Origin of the sequence: Burkholderia sp. Ac-20345 (assembly GCF_017104825.1) — a bacterium.
GTDB lineage: Bacteria > Pseudomonadota > Gammaproteobacteria > Burkholderiales > Burkholderiaceae > Burkholderia > Burkholderia lata_B.
In genome coordinates this window covers 15,502-30,032 of sequence record NZ_JAAGPO010000011.1, presented here as the reverse complement: position 1 = coordinate 30,032, position 14,531 = coordinate 15,502, and the positions used below count along the sequence as shown (strand labels likewise).

Sequence of the window (14,531 nt, the reverse complement as noted above, 5' to 3'; positions counted from 1 at the left end):
CATGGTCCCCTGGCTCGGCCCGGACGATCCGTTTCCGCCCATCGAGCGCGCGCTCGGCCCCGCGACCGGCGCGCCAGGGCTGCTCGCCGCGAGCGCCGACCTGTTGCCGTCGCGCCTCATCGACGCGTACCTGCGCGGCATCTTCCCGTGGTATTCGGACGGCCAGCCCGTGCTGTGGTGGAGCCCCGACCCGCGCATGATTCTCGTGCCGGCGGAATTCAAGGTGTCGCCGTCGCTGCGCAAGACGCTGAAGCGCGTACTGCGCGAGCCTGAATGGGAAGTGCGCGTCGACTACGACTTTCCGGGCGTGATGCGCGCGTGCGCGCAGGCGCCGCGCCGCGGACAGCGCGGCACGTGGATCACGGCCGAGATCATCGACGCGTACACGTCGCTCTACCGCTCCGGCAACGCACACAGCATCGAGACGTGGCACGACGGGCGACGCGTCGGCGGCCTGTACGGCGTGTCGTTCGGGCGGATGTTTTTCGGCGAATCGATGTATGCGGACGCGACCGACGCATCGAAAATCGCGCTGGCCACGCTCGTCGCACACCTTCGCGAGCAGGGGCTGGAAATGATAGACTGCCAGCAGAATACGTCGCATCTAGCGTCGCTCGGCGGCCGCGAGATCGCACGCAAGGCCTTTGTCGCTCACGTGCGCAGCGCGGTAGCCGAACCGCCGATTCCGTGGCAGTTCGACAAGCGCGTGCTCGCCGCGCTGACGGGCCGCACCGAAACGGCGCCCCCCTCCGGGATCGAGCGCTAGCGCGGCACTCCCTCCCTGCAACGAGAGCTGCCCATGACTCACCCGACTGAGCTGCCGCTTTCACCGCTTTCGGCGCTGCAATTCTATGCAACGGCGCCCTATCCGTGCAGCTATCTGGACGGCCGCGTCGCGCGCTCGCAAGTCGCGACGCCGAGCCACCTGATCAACTCCGACATCTACACCGAGCTCGTCAAGGCCGGCTTCCGGCGCTCGGGCGTCTTCACGTATCGTCCGTACTGCGACGGCTGCCGTGCCTGCGTGCCGGTGCGCGTCCCGGTCGACGCGTTCGCGCCTTCCCGGACGCAGCGCCGGATGTGGAAGCGGCACCGCACGCTCGTCGCGACGGTTTCGCCGCTGCACTACGACGAAGAGCACTACGCGCTCTACATGCGCTACCAGTCCGCGCGCCACGCGGGCGGCGGCATGGATCGCGACAGCCGCGACCAGTACGAGCAGTTCCTGCTGCAGAGCCGGATCAACTCGCGCCTCGTCGAATTCCGCGACCTCGACGCACCGGGCGGCGAGCCCGGCAAGCTGCGCATGGTCAGCATGATCGACATCCTCGGCGACGGGTTGTCGTCCGTCTACACGTTCTTCGAGCCGGACGACCAGCATACGAGCTACGGCACCTACAACATCCTGTGGCAGATCGAGCAGGCGAAGAGCCTCGGCCTGCCCTACGTGTACCTCGGCTACTGGATCCGCGAGAGCCCGAAGATGGCCTACAAGGCGAACTTCCACCCGCTCGAAGGGCTGATCGACGGCCGCTGGAAGATACTCGATCCGGAACGGATCGACCTGCCGCCCGTCGATGCGGCGCTGGCGCGCGCGCCGTTGCCGGGCGGGCATTCCGGCTCGGGCTAACGCGCGCCGCGCGGGTAACGCAGCGAAGCGCGCCTCTGCCGCCCAACTCCCGGTAAAATAGCGGGTTGTCATTCATTCCGGCTGTCCGCCCTATTCCCGTGTTCAGTTCCCTCTATCCGCTGGCCCGCGCATCCCTGTTCAAGATGGATGCGGAAGACGCTCACCACCTCACGCTGCGCGCGCTCGGCGCGGCCGGCCGCACGGGCCTTGCCTGCGCGCTGTCGGCCCGTGTGCCCGACGCACCGCGCACCGTGATGGGGCTCACGTTCCGCAACCCGGTCGGCCTCGCGGCCGGCCTCGACAAGGACGGCGCGGCCATCGACGGCCTCGCGGCACTCGGCTTCGGCTTCATCGAGGTCGGTACGGTCACGCCGCGCCCGCAGCCCGGCAACCCGCGCCCGCGGATGTTCCGCCTGCCGCAGGCCGAAGCGCTGATCAACCGGATGGGCTTCAACAACCACGGCGTCGACCAGTTCGTGAAGAACGTCCAGGCCGCCCGCTATCGCGGCATCCTCGGCCTGAACATCGGCAAGAACGCCGATACGCCGATCGAGCGCGCCGCCGAGGACTACCTGTACTGCCTCGAGCGCGTGTACCCGTTCGCGAGCTACGTGACGATCAACATCTCGTCGCCGAACACGAAGAACCTGCGCCAGCTGCAGGGCGCGGGCGAACTCGACGCGCTGCTCGCGGCGCTGAAGGACAAGCAGCAGCGCCTCGCCGACCTGCACGGCAAGCTCGTGCCGCTCGCACTGAAGATCGCGCCCGATCTCGACGACGAACAGGTCAAGGAAATCGGCGATACGCTGCTGCGCCACAAGATCGAGGCGGTCATCGCCACCAACACGACGCTGTCGCGCGCGGCCGTCCAGGGCCTGCCGCATGCGGACGAAGCCGGCGGCCTGTCGGGCCGCCCCGTGTTCGACGCGTCGAACGAAGTGATCCGCAAGCTGCACGCCGAAGTCGGCAGCGAAGTGCCGATCATCGGCGTCGGCGGCATCTTCTCGGGCGAGGACGCCCGTGCGAAGCTCGCGGCCGGCGCGGCGCTCGTCCAGCTCTATACGGGGTTCATCTACCGCGGCCCCTCGCTCGTCGCGGAATGCGTGAAGGCTATCGCCCGCGAACGCACCGCGTAATATAGGCATAAACAAACGATATTTAGAGGTCGATTGCATTTTTGCTATCATCGACCCCGTTATCAGAATCAATGACCCGGACAGGGCAAGGAAACACACGATGAAGATTGCGCTGCTGAAGAAGCTGCTGGTTGCCGGCCTGATCGGCACGTCGTTCGCCGCCGCCACCGCGCATGCGGCCGAGCTCCTCGACCAGGTGAAGCAACGCGGCACGCTGCGGGTCGGCCTCGAAGGCACCTTCCCGCCGTTCAACTCGAAGAACCCGCAAGGCGAACTCGTCGGCTTCGACGTCGACATCGCGAAGGCCGTGGCCGCGAAGCTCGGCGTGAAGGCGGAATTCGTGACGACCGAATGGAGCGGCATCATCGCGGGCCTGCAGGCCGGCAAGTTCGACGTGATCGCCAACCAGGTCGGCATCACCGACAAGCGCAAGGAAACGCTCGACTTCTCGCCGGCGTACACGTTCTCGTCCGCGCAGCTGATCCAGCGCAAGGACGACACGCGTGAGTTCAAGTCGCTGGAAGACCTGAAGGGCAAGAAACTCGGCGTCGCGCTCGGCACGAACTACATGGACATGGCGAAGTCGGTGCCCGGCATCGACGTGAAGACGTACCCGGGCGCGCCCGAGTACCTGCGCGATCTCGCGGCCGGCCGTCTCGACGCGGCGCTCAACGACCGCCTGATGCTCGCGTACCTGACGAAGAATTCGCAACTGCCGCTGCGCCCGGGCGCGAACGTCGGTTCGGCAAACCCGTCGGGCATCCCGTTCAAGAAGGGCAACCCGAAGTTCCAGAAGGCGATCGACGACGCGATGGCGCAACTCCAGGCCGACGGCACGTTCACGAAGATCTCGGACAAGTGGTTCGGCATCGACGTGACGAAGCCGATCAAGTAAGCACGCCTGCATTTCCCGCCTGACGGCGGGCCGGAAAGGGCGGCATCCGTGACGATGCCGCCCTTTGTTTTATTCGTCCGGTTTATGATTGCGCTTTCGCGCACGCATTCGATTCGTATTCCATGTCGACAACGTCCCTGCTCGTCCAATCGCTGCCGGTGCTCGCCCAGGGCGCCGTTCTGACCGTCAAGTTCGCCGTGCTGTCGATGGTGTTCGGCCTGCTTGGTGCCGTCGTGCTCGCGATGATGGGCATCCGGCAAAGCGAAGCGCTCGACGGCTTCGAACGCATCTGGGTCAACGCGCTCGCGTGGCTGGCACGCGCGTACGTGAGCCTGATGCGCGGCACGCCGCTGCTCGTGCAGATCTTCGTCATTTATTACGGGCTGCCGAGCCTCGGCATCTCGCTCGACCCGACGCCCGCCGGCGTCATCGCGCTGTCCGCGAACGTCGCGGCTTACATGTCGGAAAGCATGCGCGGCGCGATCAACGGGATCGCGCGCGGCCAGTGGCTCGCCTCGTACAGCCTCGGGCTGTCGTGGGGGCAGACACTGCGCTACGTGATCGGTCCGCAGGCGCTGCGCATCGCGGTGCCGAGCCTGTCGAACAGCCTGATCAGCCTGATCAAGGACACGTCACTCGTGTCCGTGATCACCGTGACCGAACTGCTGCGCAGCGCGCAGGAAGTGATCGCGGCGACCTATCAGCCGCTGCCGCTCTATCTCGCCGCCGCGGCCGTGTACTGGATCCTGTGCCAGATCCTCGAATGGGTGCAGCGCTGGTACGAAAAGCGCCTGTCGCTGCCGTCGCGGCACTGAGCGCACGCCATCCGCCGGGCCGCACCCGCGTGCCCGGCTCCCGCCTTCCCGCTTACTCGCCCGAATAGCGCACGCCGAGTGCCGCGCGCGCGGCATCGGTCATCGCAATCATCTGCCGAGAATGGTCGTGCGTCATGATCGGGCTTTCGGTCTTGCCCGCGCGCAGCAGTTCGCAGAAATGCGCGGTCTCGTAGTTCAGCCCGCCGCCGTCGACCGGTGCGTCGAGTTCGACGGTGCGCCCATCCGCATAGCGGATCGTCGCACGTGCCGGGTTCCACCACTTCTCGTGAATCGTCACATGGCCGCCGGCCGCGGCGATCAGCGCGTCGCCGCGCCCCATCACGTCGAGCCCGCAAAAAATCTGCGCGATCCCGCCGTTCGCATGCGCGCTATTCAGGCTGGCGAACAGGTCGACCCCGGTTGCGCCGACGCGGCCGAGCGTCTGCACCTCGAGCGCCGCGCCGAGCCAGTCCACCGCGAGAAACGCCTCGTAGATCCCGATATCGAGCAGCGCGCCGCCCGCGCGATCGAGGCGATAGACGGCATGGTCGTCCGGCACCGACGACGACGCGCATCCCGCCCGCACGAGCCGGATCTCGCCGATCGGATCGTCATGCAGGTGCGCCCGCAGCTGACGGTACAGCGGAAAGAATGGCGGCTTCATCGCTTCCATGAAAAGCCGCCCGGCGTCGCGCGCCGCACGCAGCACGGTGTCGAGCTGCGCCGCGTTCAGCGTCGCGGGTTTTTCGCACAGCACGGCCTTGCCGGCGGCAAGTGCGGCCAGCGTGTACTGCGCGTGACTGTCGTGAAGCGTCGCGATGTAGACCGCGTCGATATCGCTCGCGAGGAGTGCTTCGAGGCTTGCAGCAGGCGTACCGCCGTACGCGCCGCAAAAGTCTGCCGCAGCATCGGCGCGGCGGGCCCAGGCACCGGCGAGCGTGGCGCCCGGCACGTGTGCGAGGCTTTGTGCGAAGCGGCACGCGATACTGCCTGCGCCAATGATGCCGAAGCGCACCTTGCGATGGTCGTTGTCGTTCATCCTGATCTTCCGTGTCGGTCGTATAACGGTGGCCGGCACGCTGCCGGCCGGCCGTCATGATAAACGGCCCGGCGGCACACGGATGAGCGACACGCGCAGCGTCAGGCGCGCATAGGCACGTCGACGGAGAAATCGCGCGAAATCTCGTCGGCGCTGAAATCGATCAGCGCGAGCGAAGCGGCTTCGGCTTCGCGCGGATCGCGACGCTCGATCGCGTCGACCACACGCGCGTGCGCCTTCACCACGATCTCGTGCGCACCTTCCTTCTGCACGACACGCGGATTCACGAGGCGCACCGCACCGCGCACGATCGCCGCCATCTGCTGAAAGAACTGATTGCCGCTCGCCTGGACGATCCGCGTGTGCAGCAACTCGTCCGCCGTGTCGTAGCCGGGGTCTCCCGGCTGCAGCACCTTGAACGCATCGAACGCTTCGCGGATGCCCGCGATGTCCGCCGCTGTCGCACGCACCGCCGCCTGCGCGGTTGCGCGCGGTTCGATCAGCATCCGGAATTCGATGACGTCGCGCATGAACTGCGGATCGGGTTTCGCCCGAAATCGCCAGCTCACCACGTCTTCATCGATCATCCGCCAGTCGCGCATCGGCCGCACGCGCGTACCGACCTTCGGACGCACGTCGAGCATGTCGCGCGCAAGCAACATCGACAACGCTTCCCGCATCACGGTGCGACTCACATCGAACTCTTTCGACAACACGTCCTGCGGCGGCAAGATGCCGCCGTACTTGTCCTCGACGATACCCGAGACAAGCCCATCCATCACTTTGGCGACCAGTGACCGGTCTTTGCCCTGCTCCATGACACCTCCCCGTGCGTCGATTTGCGAACACCTGCTCCGCAGTTCCGCCGGCCCTGGTTACGACTGTTCTTATGATCTATAAGTTGATGAGTTCGAGGATATTTCGCTATCTGGTAAACACCTGACAGGGTTATCCCTCTTTTTGACGGGGTGATTTATACGGCTAAAAATAAGGCCCGGGAAGCGCATTGCGCCTACCGGGCCCCGATTTCCACAAGATTTAAACATTCAGTCCATTACGACGTGTGACACATCATTACGGACTGCTTGTCTTGTCTTTCAATTAGCCGAATAAACGATCGTTTCAACGCCGCTTTCCGTGCCGAGCAAGCACAGATTCGCGCCGCGCTCGGCGAACAGGCCGACCGTCACGACGCCCGGCCATGCGTTCACCTGCGCTTCGAAACCGCGCGGATCGGCGATCTGCAGCCCCTTCACGTCGATGATCTCGTTGCCGTTGTCGGTGATGGTCGGCGCACCGTCCTTCGTCACGCGCAGCACGGGCACGCCGCCGAGTGCGGTCACGCGCCGGCCGATCGCCGTGCGCGCCATCGGCACGACTTCGATCGGCAGCGGGAACGCGCCGAGCACCGGTACGCGCTTGCTGGCGTCCGCGATGCAGACGAACGTGTCGGCCACCGACGCGACGATCTTCTCGCGCGTCAGCGCGCCGCCGCCGCCCTTGATCATCGCGCCGCTCGCGTCGATCTCGTCGGCGCCGTCGACGTACACCTGCAGCGAGTCGATCTCGTTCAGGTCGAACACCTTGATGCCGTGCGACTTCAGGCGTTCGGTCGTGGCGATGGAGCTCGACACGGCGCCGCGATAGCGCGCCTTGACGACGGCGAGCGCGTCGATGAAGCAGTTGGCGGTCGAGCCGGTGCCGACGCCGATCACGGCGCCTTCCGGCACGTTCTGGATCACGTAGTCGGCGGCGGCCTGGCCGACGAGGCGTTTGAGTTCGTCTTGAGTCATGGAGTGGGAATGCTGCGGGATTGCGGAAAACCGCCAGTTTACCGGACTCGGATGACGCCCCGCGTTTTTCGGCGTGCCGTGCGCCGCGGGTTCACGGCGCGCCCGCCGCGGGCGCGTTGTCCGCCGGTTGCGTGCCGGGGGAGTACTTGTCGAGCAACGCCTGCGCGATCGCGTCGGTTTCGGCGTCCGGGTTGCCCGCATAGTCGGACGGCCTGAAATGCATCTGGAAAGCCGCGAACACGCGTCGCGTACCTCCATCGAGCACGCCGTCGGTCGGCACGTCGTAGCCGTAGCGCGCGAGCTTGAGCTGCAGTTCACGCACGTCGACCGGCGCATGCGGATCACGACCGCCGAGCCGCACGGCCACGGTCGCATCGTCCGGCCACGCACCGACGCCGGCCTGGGCCAACGCATGCCACGGAAACAGCGGCCCCGGATCGATCTTGCGTTGCGGTGCAATGTCGCTGTGCCCGACCACACGCGTCGGCGGAATCCCGTAGCGCGCGACGATGTCCTTCGACAGACGGGTCAGCGCCGCGACCTGTTCGGGCGGATACGGTTGCCAGGTGCGGTTCTGCGGATCGAGCGGGCCGCGGTTCACGTTCTCGATGCCGATCGACACCGCGTTCAGCTCGGTCGTACCCTGCCACTCGCTGACGCCCGCGTGCCATGCGCGCGCCGATTCCGGAACAAGCTGGTAGACGACCGGCATCCCGCGCTCGATGCGCGGCTGCGGCGGGATGACGTAATGCACGCTGACCGAATCGCCCGTCAGCGTGCGCAGCGATTTCGCCTCGTCGCTTTCGGTGTAATGCATCACGAGAAAGCGGACCCGCGAATCGGCGCCGCGCGCGTGCAGGCTCGTGTCGGCGTAGTAGGTGCCGCGTTCGACGAGCGACGGCGACGTGCAGGCCGCCAGCAGGCACAGCACGGCGCAGGATGCGCCGGCGCGAAACAGGGTCATCGGTCGTGCGCTCCGGAGAGCCGCGTGCCGCATCGGAGCGCGGCACGCGACGTTCGGGTCATTCGAGGCCCGCGCAGGGCGCGCGGGACGGGCTATGTCAGCCCTTCACGCGCCGCTGGCGCACGGCTTCGTACAGGCACACGCCGCTCGCGACCGACACGTTCAGGCTTTCCACGCTGCCGGCCATCGGGATGCTCATCACTTCGTCGCAGGTGTCGCGCGTAAGCCGGCGCATGCCCTCGCCTTCCGCGCCCATCACGAGCGCGACGGGGCCGTCGAGCTTCGTTTCGTAGAGCGTTGACGATGCCTCGTCCGACGTGCCGATGATCCACACGCCGGCGTCCTTCAGCTCGCGCAGCGCACGGGCGAGGTTCGTCACCGTGATGTACGGCACCGTATCGGCCGCGCCGCTCGCCACCTTGGCCGCGGTTGCGTTCAGGCCGACCGCACGGTCGCGCGGCGCGATCACCGCGTGTGCGCCGGCCGAATCGGCGACACGCAGGCATGCGCCAAGGTTGTGCGGATCGGTGACGCCGTCGAGCACCAGCAGCAACGCGGGGCCCTGGATGCCGTCGAGCAGCTCGGACAGGTTCTGCGCGAGCGGGATGTCCTCGACACGCGCGACGACGCCCTGGTGACGCTCGGTATGCGCGAGGCCCCACAGGCGCGTTTCGTCGGCCGCGATCAGCCGCACGCCCGCTTCCTTCGCGGTGTGCAGGAAGTCCTGCATGCGGCGGTCACGGCGCGTCTGGTCGTACAGCACCTCCGCAACCGTCGATGCATCGTGCCGCAAACGTGCGGTCACCGCATGAAAACCGTAAAGAACCTTCAGACGTGACATGACTGGAACAACCTTCGATCAAACGTGCGGCCGCGCGACGCGCGCAGCCGCGATCCATGGAAAAGGAAAGCGCCGCGTTGCCGGCTGATGACCGGCAACGCGGCGTCTCTCGATACTGCAGGGCGGGCACGGGCGCCGCCCCGAACGCTCAATACTTCTTGCGGGGGCGTGTCTTCTTCGCGGTCGGCTTCGCCGCCGCAGCGCCACCGCTGCCGCCGCCACTGCCGCCCTTCTTCTTCGCGGCGGCACGCGCGGCGCGCGCGTCCTTCACCGCGACGCTCGGCGCGCTCACGGCCTTCTTGCGACGCGGCGCAGGCTCCTCCGCCTGCGGCAGCGCGCGTACACGCGGGCCATTGCCGCGGTCGACACCGCCGCCAGCGGAAGCCGGCGCAGGCGACGGACGCGGCGCCTTCACCGGCGTATCGCGCACGAGGCGGAAATCGATCTTGCGCGCGTCGAGATCGACGCGGCTCACCTGCACGCGCACGCGATCCGACAGGCGATAGCGAATGCCCGTGCGTTCGCCGCGCAGCTCGTTCTTGATTTCGTCGTACTGGAAATAGTCCGAGCCGAGTTCCGTGACGTGCACGAGCCCTTCGATGAAGAGCGTGTCGAGCTGCACGAAGATGCCGAACGACGTGACGCCGTTCACCATCCCGCCGTACTCCTCGCCGAGCTTGTCGCGCATGAAGTAGCACTTGAGCCAGGCCTCGACGTCGCGCGACGCTTCATCCGCGCGACGCTCGTTCGCCGAGCAGTGCAGGCCGAGCTCTTCCCAGATCGCCGTGTTCGGGCGCGAGCGGCCACGCGTTTCGTCGTCGGCCTGCTGCATCGCGCGGGCGCGCGGCGACAGCGCGGTGTTCAGCTCGAAACCGTCCGGCGCCTTCGGCGCGTATTTCTTGCCGGACAGGATCGCGTAGATCGCGCGGTGCGTGAGCAGGTCCGGATAACGGCGAATCGGGCTCGTGAAGTGCGCGTACGCCTCGTAGGCAAGGCCGAAGTGACCGATGTTGTCCGGGCTGTAGACAGCCTGCTGCATCGAGCGCAGCAGCATCGGCTGCAGCATCTGCGCATCGGGCCGGTCGCGGATCTGCGCCATCAGCGCCGCGTAGTCGCTCGCATGCGGCTTGTCTCCGCCGCCGAGCGACAGGCCCATGCCGCGCAGGAACGCGCGCAGGTTCTCGAGCTTCTCCGGCGTCGGCCCCGCGTGCACGCGGTACAGGCCCGGATGCTTGTTGCGCTTCAGGAAATCGGCCGCGCAGACGTTCGCGGCCAGCATACATTCCTCGATCAGCTTGTGCGCATCGTTACGCTGGCGCGGCACGATCTGCTCGATCTTGCCCTGCGAGTTGCAGACGATGTAGGTCTCGGTCGTGTCGAAGTCGATCGCGCCACGCTTCTGGCGTGCGGCGAACAGCGACTTGTAGACGCCGTACAGATCCTGCAGGTGCGGCAGCAGGTCAGCGCGGCGCGCGGCCTCCGGCCCCTTCGTGTTCGACAGCACGGCCGCCACTTCGGTGTACGTCAGGCGCGCAGCCGAATGGATGACGGCCGGGTAGAACTGGTACGCCTTGATTTCGCCGCGCGCGGTGATCACCATGTCGCACGCGAGCACGCAGCGGTCGACCTGCGGATTCAGCGAGCACAGGCCGTTCGACAGCTTCTCCGGCAGCATCGGAATCACGCGGCGCGGGAAGTAGACCGACGTGCTGCGCTCGAGCGCGTCGGCATCGAGCCCGCTGCCAGGCTGTACGTAGTGCGATACGTCGGCGATCGCGACGATCAGCCGGTAGCCGTCGCCACGGCCGACCTTGACCGGCTCGCAGTAGACGGCGTCGTCGAAGTCGCGCGCGTCCTCGCCGTCGATCGTCACGAGCGGCACGTCGCGCAGGTCGACGCGGAAACGCAGGTCGGTCGGCCGCACCTTGTCGGGCAGCGCGGCGGCTTCGTCGAGCGCCGGCTGGCTGAATTCGTGCGGCACGCCGTACTTGCGCACCGCGATTTCGATTTCCATGCCCGGATCGTCGATGTCGCCGAGCACCTCGACGACACGGCCGAGCGGCTGCGAATGACGGCTCGGGAAATCGGTCAGCTCGACGACGACGACCTGCCCGACCTTCGCCTTCTTCACGTTCTGCGTGATCAGGATGTCGTGGCCGATGCGCTTGTCTTCCGGCGCGACGATCAGCGCGCCGTTCTCGTTGAGCAGGCGGCCGATCACGCGCTTGTTCGCGCGCTCGGTGACTTCGACGACATGCCCTTCCGGCCGGCCGCGGCGATCGTAGCCGACGATCCGCGCGAGCACGCGATCGTTGTGCATCACCTTCTGCATTTCGCCGTTCGGCAGGAACAGGTCGTCCTGGCCGTCGTCGCGGATCACGAACCCGTAGCCGTCACGATGCCCCTGCACGCGCCCGGCGACGAAGTTCGACGGATGAGTCAACTGGTAGTGGCCACGCTTGTCGAGGCGGATCTGGCCGTCGCGCTCCATCGCGGCGACACGCCGGAAGAACCCCTCGCGCTCCTGACGCTTGATCGACAGTGATTCTGCGATGTCGTTGGCGGCCAGCGGCGCGTCGCTCGTACGCAGCACGCCGAGAATTTCTTCACGGCTCGGAATGGGGTACGGATATTTGCTCAAGGGTTTGTCGATGATTGTTCTCGTTGCGTTGACTGATGGTGCACGGCATCAACATAGAGGTGTCCTTCAGACAGTTCTATATTGACGGCGGCGGGTCATTCTATCACCCGCCTGTGTCACCAAATGACGGGAATGCCGCCGGCAGGCGCGGCAGAGCCCGGTTTGCGATGCATCGCAAAAAAGTGTTGACACGAATAATTGGGGCGCTATAATTTCGCTTCTTTGCAGCAAGCAGCTACTGCAAAACGTGCCCAGGTGGCGGAATTGGTAGACGCACTAGGTTCAGGTCCTAGCGGTGGCAACATCGTGGAGGTTCGAGTCCTCTCCTGGGCACCATCTGTTTTTAAAAAGGTCGGCTTCTAGCCGGCCTTTTTTCATTTCCGGCGCCAGGAAACGCTGCTCGGCTCACTCGCCGATGAACTTGCGCAGCAGCCGGGTCAGTTCATCAAACACGGCCTTCGAAAATTTCCGCAAGCGGGCATTGAGCACCTTCGGCGCAATCTCCGGGATCGCGCAGCAACCACCTGCCCCGCTTCGGTCAGCGCGAGTCTCACCACCCGCCGATCGCTCACGCTTCGCGAACGCTCGACGAGCCCCTTGCCCTCCATGGGCACATCAAATGCAAGCGGGAGACATCGATCGGGCGCCTCGCCTTCTCTTATGCCCGCCAGCCGGATCGATAGCAGAATTTATCGGTTATCGTCCGCCCGCCCTGTTGGTACGTTAGCCGGCTCGCTTCAATGCAACGAACCAGACAAGGAGCACGATCCATGACGTCGATGAACCGCCGCGCATTCGCGCGCGTGATGCTGGCCGCAGGCCTCACTGCCGCCGTCGTCCGAGCGCACGCCGAGAACGCACCCGATGTGCTGCGTATCGGCTACCAGAAATCGTCGACGCTCATTACACTGCTCAAGACGCGCGGCGCGCTCGAACAGGCACTGGCGCCGCTCGGCTTGCGCGTGTCGTGGCATGAGTTCGCGAGCGGATTGCCGCTGACCGAAGCGCTCAACATCGGCGCCGTCGATTTCAGCGCCGACGTGGCCGATACGGTCCCGGTCTTCGCACAAGCCGCGCATGCGCGTTTCGTGTACGTCGCGCAGGAAGCGCCTTCGCCGAAGGCGCAGGCGATCGTCGTCAAGCAGGACAGCGCGCTGCGCACGCTCGCCGATCTCAAGGGCAAGCGCATTGCGGTCACGAAGGCGGCCGGCAGCCATTACCTGCTGCTCGCCGCGCTCGCACGCGCGAAGCTCGGGCCGGCCGATGCGACGATCCACTACCTGACGCCCGCGGACGGCCGCGCGGCGTTCGAGCGCGGCAGCGTGGACGCGTGGATCACGTGGGATCCCTATGTCGCATCCGTCGACCGCAATCCGGACGTGCGGATTCTGGCGGACGGCAACGGACTCGCGTCGTACCAGCGCTACTACCTCGCATCAAGCAGTTTCGCCGCCGCGCGGCCCGACGTCGTCCAGATCCTGTTCGACCAGCTGTCGCAGGCCGGCACGTGGCTGCGCGACCACCCGCAGGAGGCCGCGAATACGCTCGCGCCGATCTGGGGGCTCGACGCGGCGACGATCGCGCGCGCGAACGCGCGGCGCAGTTATCTCGTCCGCGCGGTGGTCGCGCAAAACTTCGGCGAACAGCAGAAGATCGCCGACACGTTCCTCGCAGCAGGGCTGCTACCGGCCCGCGTCGATACGCGCCAGGCACAGCGCTGGAATTTCGCCGAGAAGCGCGCGGATCCGGTCGGCGTGTGAGAATCCGTCGTGCGAGGGGCGATATTTTTATCGCCTTGAATGAAATTGTGTTGACAGACTCCGCCGACACGCTAGAATAGCGGTCTTCGCACTGCAGTAAGCGAAACGTGCCCAGGTGGCGGAATTGGTAGACGCACTAGGTTCAGGTCCTAGCGGTGGCAACATCGTGGAGGTTCGAGTCCTCTCCTGGGCACCATCTGTATTCTAAAAAGGTCGGCTTCTAGCCGGCCTTTTTCATTTCCAGCGCAGGAAACGATGCCCGCATCGCGCGAGATCTCGAAAGGCTGCGTTTGAAAGCGTGACCGGAGCGCGCATGCGCCACCGAGCCCCTCCTTCCTCGCCATCCCCTGCCTTCTAAAGCGGCCTACTTCTAGTCGTCCTTTTTCATTCCCGACTCCGGAATTGATGCGCCCACGTGCGCAGCGGGAATCACAAGTTCGACGATGCACGTCGACTGCCGTGATGTTTGGGCACCCATGCCCCATGCTCCGAACAAGCCCGCCAAATTATTTTCGTTCGCGACCTCAAATAGTGTTGACAGCCCTGAAAGACGCGCTATAATTTCCCTTCTTTGCAGCAAGCAGCTACTGCAAAACGTGCCCAGGTGGCGGAATTGGTAGACGCACTAGGTTCAGGTCCTAGCGGTGGCAACATCGTGGAGGTTCGAGTCCTCTCCTGGGCACCATCTGTTTTTAAAAAGGTCGGCTTCTAGCCGGCCTTTTTTCATTTCCGGCCCAGGAAGCAAAGCGCCTGCGCGCTTTGCGCGAGGACTCGAAAGGCTGCGCTTGCAAGCGCAGCCGGGGTCGCGCATGTGTGACCGAGTCCTCTCCTGGGCACCATCTGTTTTTAAAAAGGTCAGCTTTTAGCCGGCCTTTTTTCATTTCCGGCTCCGGAAACATATCCCCCTTCTTCGCGAACGACCTGATCGGTTCGGTTTGCGCATCCAGCGCCGATGAGCCGTGGCGGCATGCCGTGAATCCGGCGCAAATCCGTTACTCCGGGTTCGCGTCATACCCC

General features: G+C 65.6%; 12 protein-coding genes, 3 tRNA genes and 1 pseudogene. 9 read left to right on the top strand and 7 right to left on the bottom strand.

Annotated elements, in window-relative coordinates:
- The first annotated feature begins 1 nt into the window (after position 1).
- The 5 genes from aat (at position 2) to G3O06_RS07440 (ending at position 4,476) form a co-directional block, all read left to right on the top strand.
- Positions 2 to 766: a leucyl/phenylalanyl-tRNA--protein transferase gene (gene aat, locus G3O06_RS07460; RefSeq protein WP_205815593.1), complete on the top strand. Its 765-nt coding sequence runs from the start codon at positions 2 to 4 to the stop codon at positions 764 to 766.
- Between the two features lie 33 nt (positions 767 to 799).
- Positions 800 to 1,630 (top strand): arginyltransferase, encoded by an 831-nt coding sequence (locus tag G3O06_RS07455; RefSeq protein ID WP_011351853.1) that lies wholly within the window; start codon positions 800 to 802, stop codon positions 1,628 to 1,630.
- Between the two features lie 98 nt (positions 1,631 to 1,728).
- Positions 1,729 to 2,766 carry a quinone-dependent dihydroorotate dehydrogenase gene (locus G3O06_RS07450; protein WP_205815592.1) on the top strand — a complete coding sequence of 346 codons (1,038 nt, stop codon included), beginning with the start codon at positions 1,729 to 1,731 and terminating at the stop codon, positions 2,764 to 2,766.
- A gap of 100 nt (positions 2,767 to 2,866) precedes the next feature.
- Entirely contained in the window at positions 2,867 to 3,661 is a 795-nt protein-coding gene (locus G3O06_RS07445; RefSeq protein ID WP_205815591.1) for a cystine ABC transporter substrate-binding protein, read from the top strand.
- A gap of 122 nt (positions 3,662 to 3,783) precedes the next feature.
- Complete coding sequence (locus G3O06_RS07440) at positions 3,784 to 4,476, top strand: amino acid ABC transporter permease (protein ID WP_174912497.1); 693 nt, start codon at positions 3,784 to 3,786, stop codon at positions 4,474 to 4,476.
- 52 nt (positions 4,477 to 4,528) lie between these two features.
- Here G3O06_RS07440 and G3O06_RS07435 read toward each other — a convergent pair whose 3' ends face one another.
- The 6 genes from G3O06_RS07435 to rnr all read right to left on the bottom strand — a co-directional run bounded on the left by G3O06_RS07435 (position 4,529) and on the right by rnr (position 11,754).
- The gene (locus tag G3O06_RS07435; RefSeq protein WP_205815590.1) at positions 4,529 to 5,515 is read right to left on the bottom strand and encodes a Gfo/Idh/MocA family oxidoreductase; all 987 of its coding nucleotides are present in this window, start codon (positions 5,513 to 5,515) and stop codon (positions 4,529 to 4,531) included.
- 101 nt (positions 5,516 to 5,616) lie between these two features.
- Entirely contained in the window at positions 5,617 to 6,333 is a 717-nt protein-coding gene (locus G3O06_RS07430) for an FCD domain-containing protein (protein ID WP_011351849.1), read from the bottom strand.
- Positions 6,334 to 6,612: 279 nt separating this feature from the next.
- A complete protein-coding gene (gene rpiA / locus G3O06_RS07425) occupies positions 6,613 to 7,308 on the bottom strand; it encodes a ribose-5-phosphate isomerase RpiA (protein WP_174912502.1) in 696 nt (231 codons plus the stop codon).
- Positions 7,309 to 7,399: 91 nt separating this feature from the next.
- Entirely contained in the window at positions 7,400 to 8,272 is an 873-nt protein-coding gene (locus G3O06_RS07420; RefSeq protein ID WP_205815589.1) for an N-acetylmuramoyl-L-alanine amidase, read from the bottom strand.
- Positions 8,273 to 8,369: 97 nt separating this feature from the next.
- On the bottom strand, positions 8,370 to 9,113 hold the full coding sequence (gene rlmB, locus G3O06_RS07415; RefSeq protein WP_174912508.1) for a 23S rRNA (guanosine(2251)-2'-O)-methyltransferase RlmB: 744 nt from the start codon (positions 9,111 to 9,113) through the stop codon (positions 8,370 to 8,372).
- A gap of 148 nt (positions 9,114 to 9,261) precedes the next feature.
- Positions 9,262 to 11,754, bottom strand: a complete 2,493-nt coding sequence (rnr, locus tag G3O06_RS07410) for a ribonuclease R (protein ID WP_205815588.1) — start codon at positions 11,752 to 11,754, stop codon at positions 9,262 to 9,264.
- Between the two features lie 249 nt (positions 11,755 to 12,003).
- Between rnr and G3O06_RS07405 the strand changes: the two genes are divergently transcribed.
- Positions 12,004 to 12,090, top strand: a tRNA-Leu gene (locus G3O06_RS07405).
- A gap of 69 nt (positions 12,091 to 12,159) precedes the next feature.
- Here the strand turns inward: G3O06_RS07405 and G3O06_RS48930 are convergent.
- Positions 12,160 to 12,362: pseudogene (locus tag G3O06_RS48930) on the bottom strand (MarR family transcriptional regulator); the annotation flags it as partial.
- Between the two features lie 162 nt (positions 12,363 to 12,524).
- Between G3O06_RS48930 and G3O06_RS07400 the strand changes: the two are divergent.
- The 3 genes from G3O06_RS07400 to G3O06_RS07390 all read left to right on the top strand — a co-directional run bounded on the left by G3O06_RS07400 (position 12,525) and on the right by G3O06_RS07390 (position 14,199).
- Positions 12,525 to 13,514, top strand: coding sequence for an aliphatic sulfonate ABC transporter substrate-binding protein (locus G3O06_RS07400; RefSeq protein WP_205815587.1), 990 nt, complete (start codon positions 12,525 to 12,527; stop codon positions 13,512 to 13,514).
- Between the two features lie 109 nt (positions 13,515 to 13,623).
- Positions 13,624 to 13,710 (top strand) — tRNA-Leu (locus G3O06_RS07395).
- 402 nt (positions 13,711 to 14,112) lie between these two features.
- Positions 14,113 to 14,199: transfer RNA gene (locus G3O06_RS07390), tRNA-Leu, on the top strand.
- The last annotated feature ends 332 nt before the right edge of the window (positions 14,200 to 14,531 follow it).

Excerpts from the sequence above, each read along its gene's own strand:
- aat (WP_205815593.1), top strand. The coding sequence starts at position 2 with ATGGTCCCCTGGCTCGGCCCGGACGATCCGTTTCCGCCCATCGAGCGC.
- G3O06_RS07455 (WP_011351853.1), top strand. The coding sequence starts at position 800 with ATGACTCACCCGACTGAGCTGCCGCTTTCACCGCTTTCGGCGCTGCAA.
- G3O06_RS07445 (WP_205815591.1), top strand. The coding sequence starts at position 2,867 with ATGAAGATTGCGCTGCTGAAGAAGCTGCTGGTTGCCGGCCTGATCGGC.
- G3O06_RS07440 (WP_174912497.1), top strand. The coding sequence starts at position 3,784 with ATGTCGACAACGTCCCTGCTCGTCCAATCGCTGCCGGTGCTCGCCCAG.
- G3O06_RS07435 (WP_205815590.1), bottom strand. The coding sequence starts at position 5,515 with ATGAACGACAACGACCATCGCAAGGTGCGCTTCGGCATCATTGGCGCA.
- G3O06_RS07430 (WP_011351849.1), bottom strand. The coding sequence starts at position 6,333 with ATGGAGCAGGGCAAAGACCGGTCACTGGTCGCCAAAGTGATGGATGGG.
- rpiA (WP_174912502.1), bottom strand. The coding sequence starts at position 7,308 with ATGACTCAAGACGAACTCAAACGCCTCGTCGGCCAGGCCGCCGCCGAC.
- G3O06_RS07420 (WP_205815589.1), bottom strand. The coding sequence starts at position 8,272 with ATGACCCTGTTTCGCGCCGGCGCATCCTGCGCCGTGCTGTGCCTGCTG.
- rlmB (WP_174912508.1), bottom strand. The coding sequence starts at position 9,113 with ATGTCACGTCTGAAGGTTCTTTACGGTTTTCATGCGGTGACCGCACGT.
- G3O06_RS07400 (WP_205815587.1), top strand. The coding sequence starts at position 12,525 with ATGACGTCGATGAACCGCCGCGCATTCGCGCGCGTGATGCTGGCCGCA.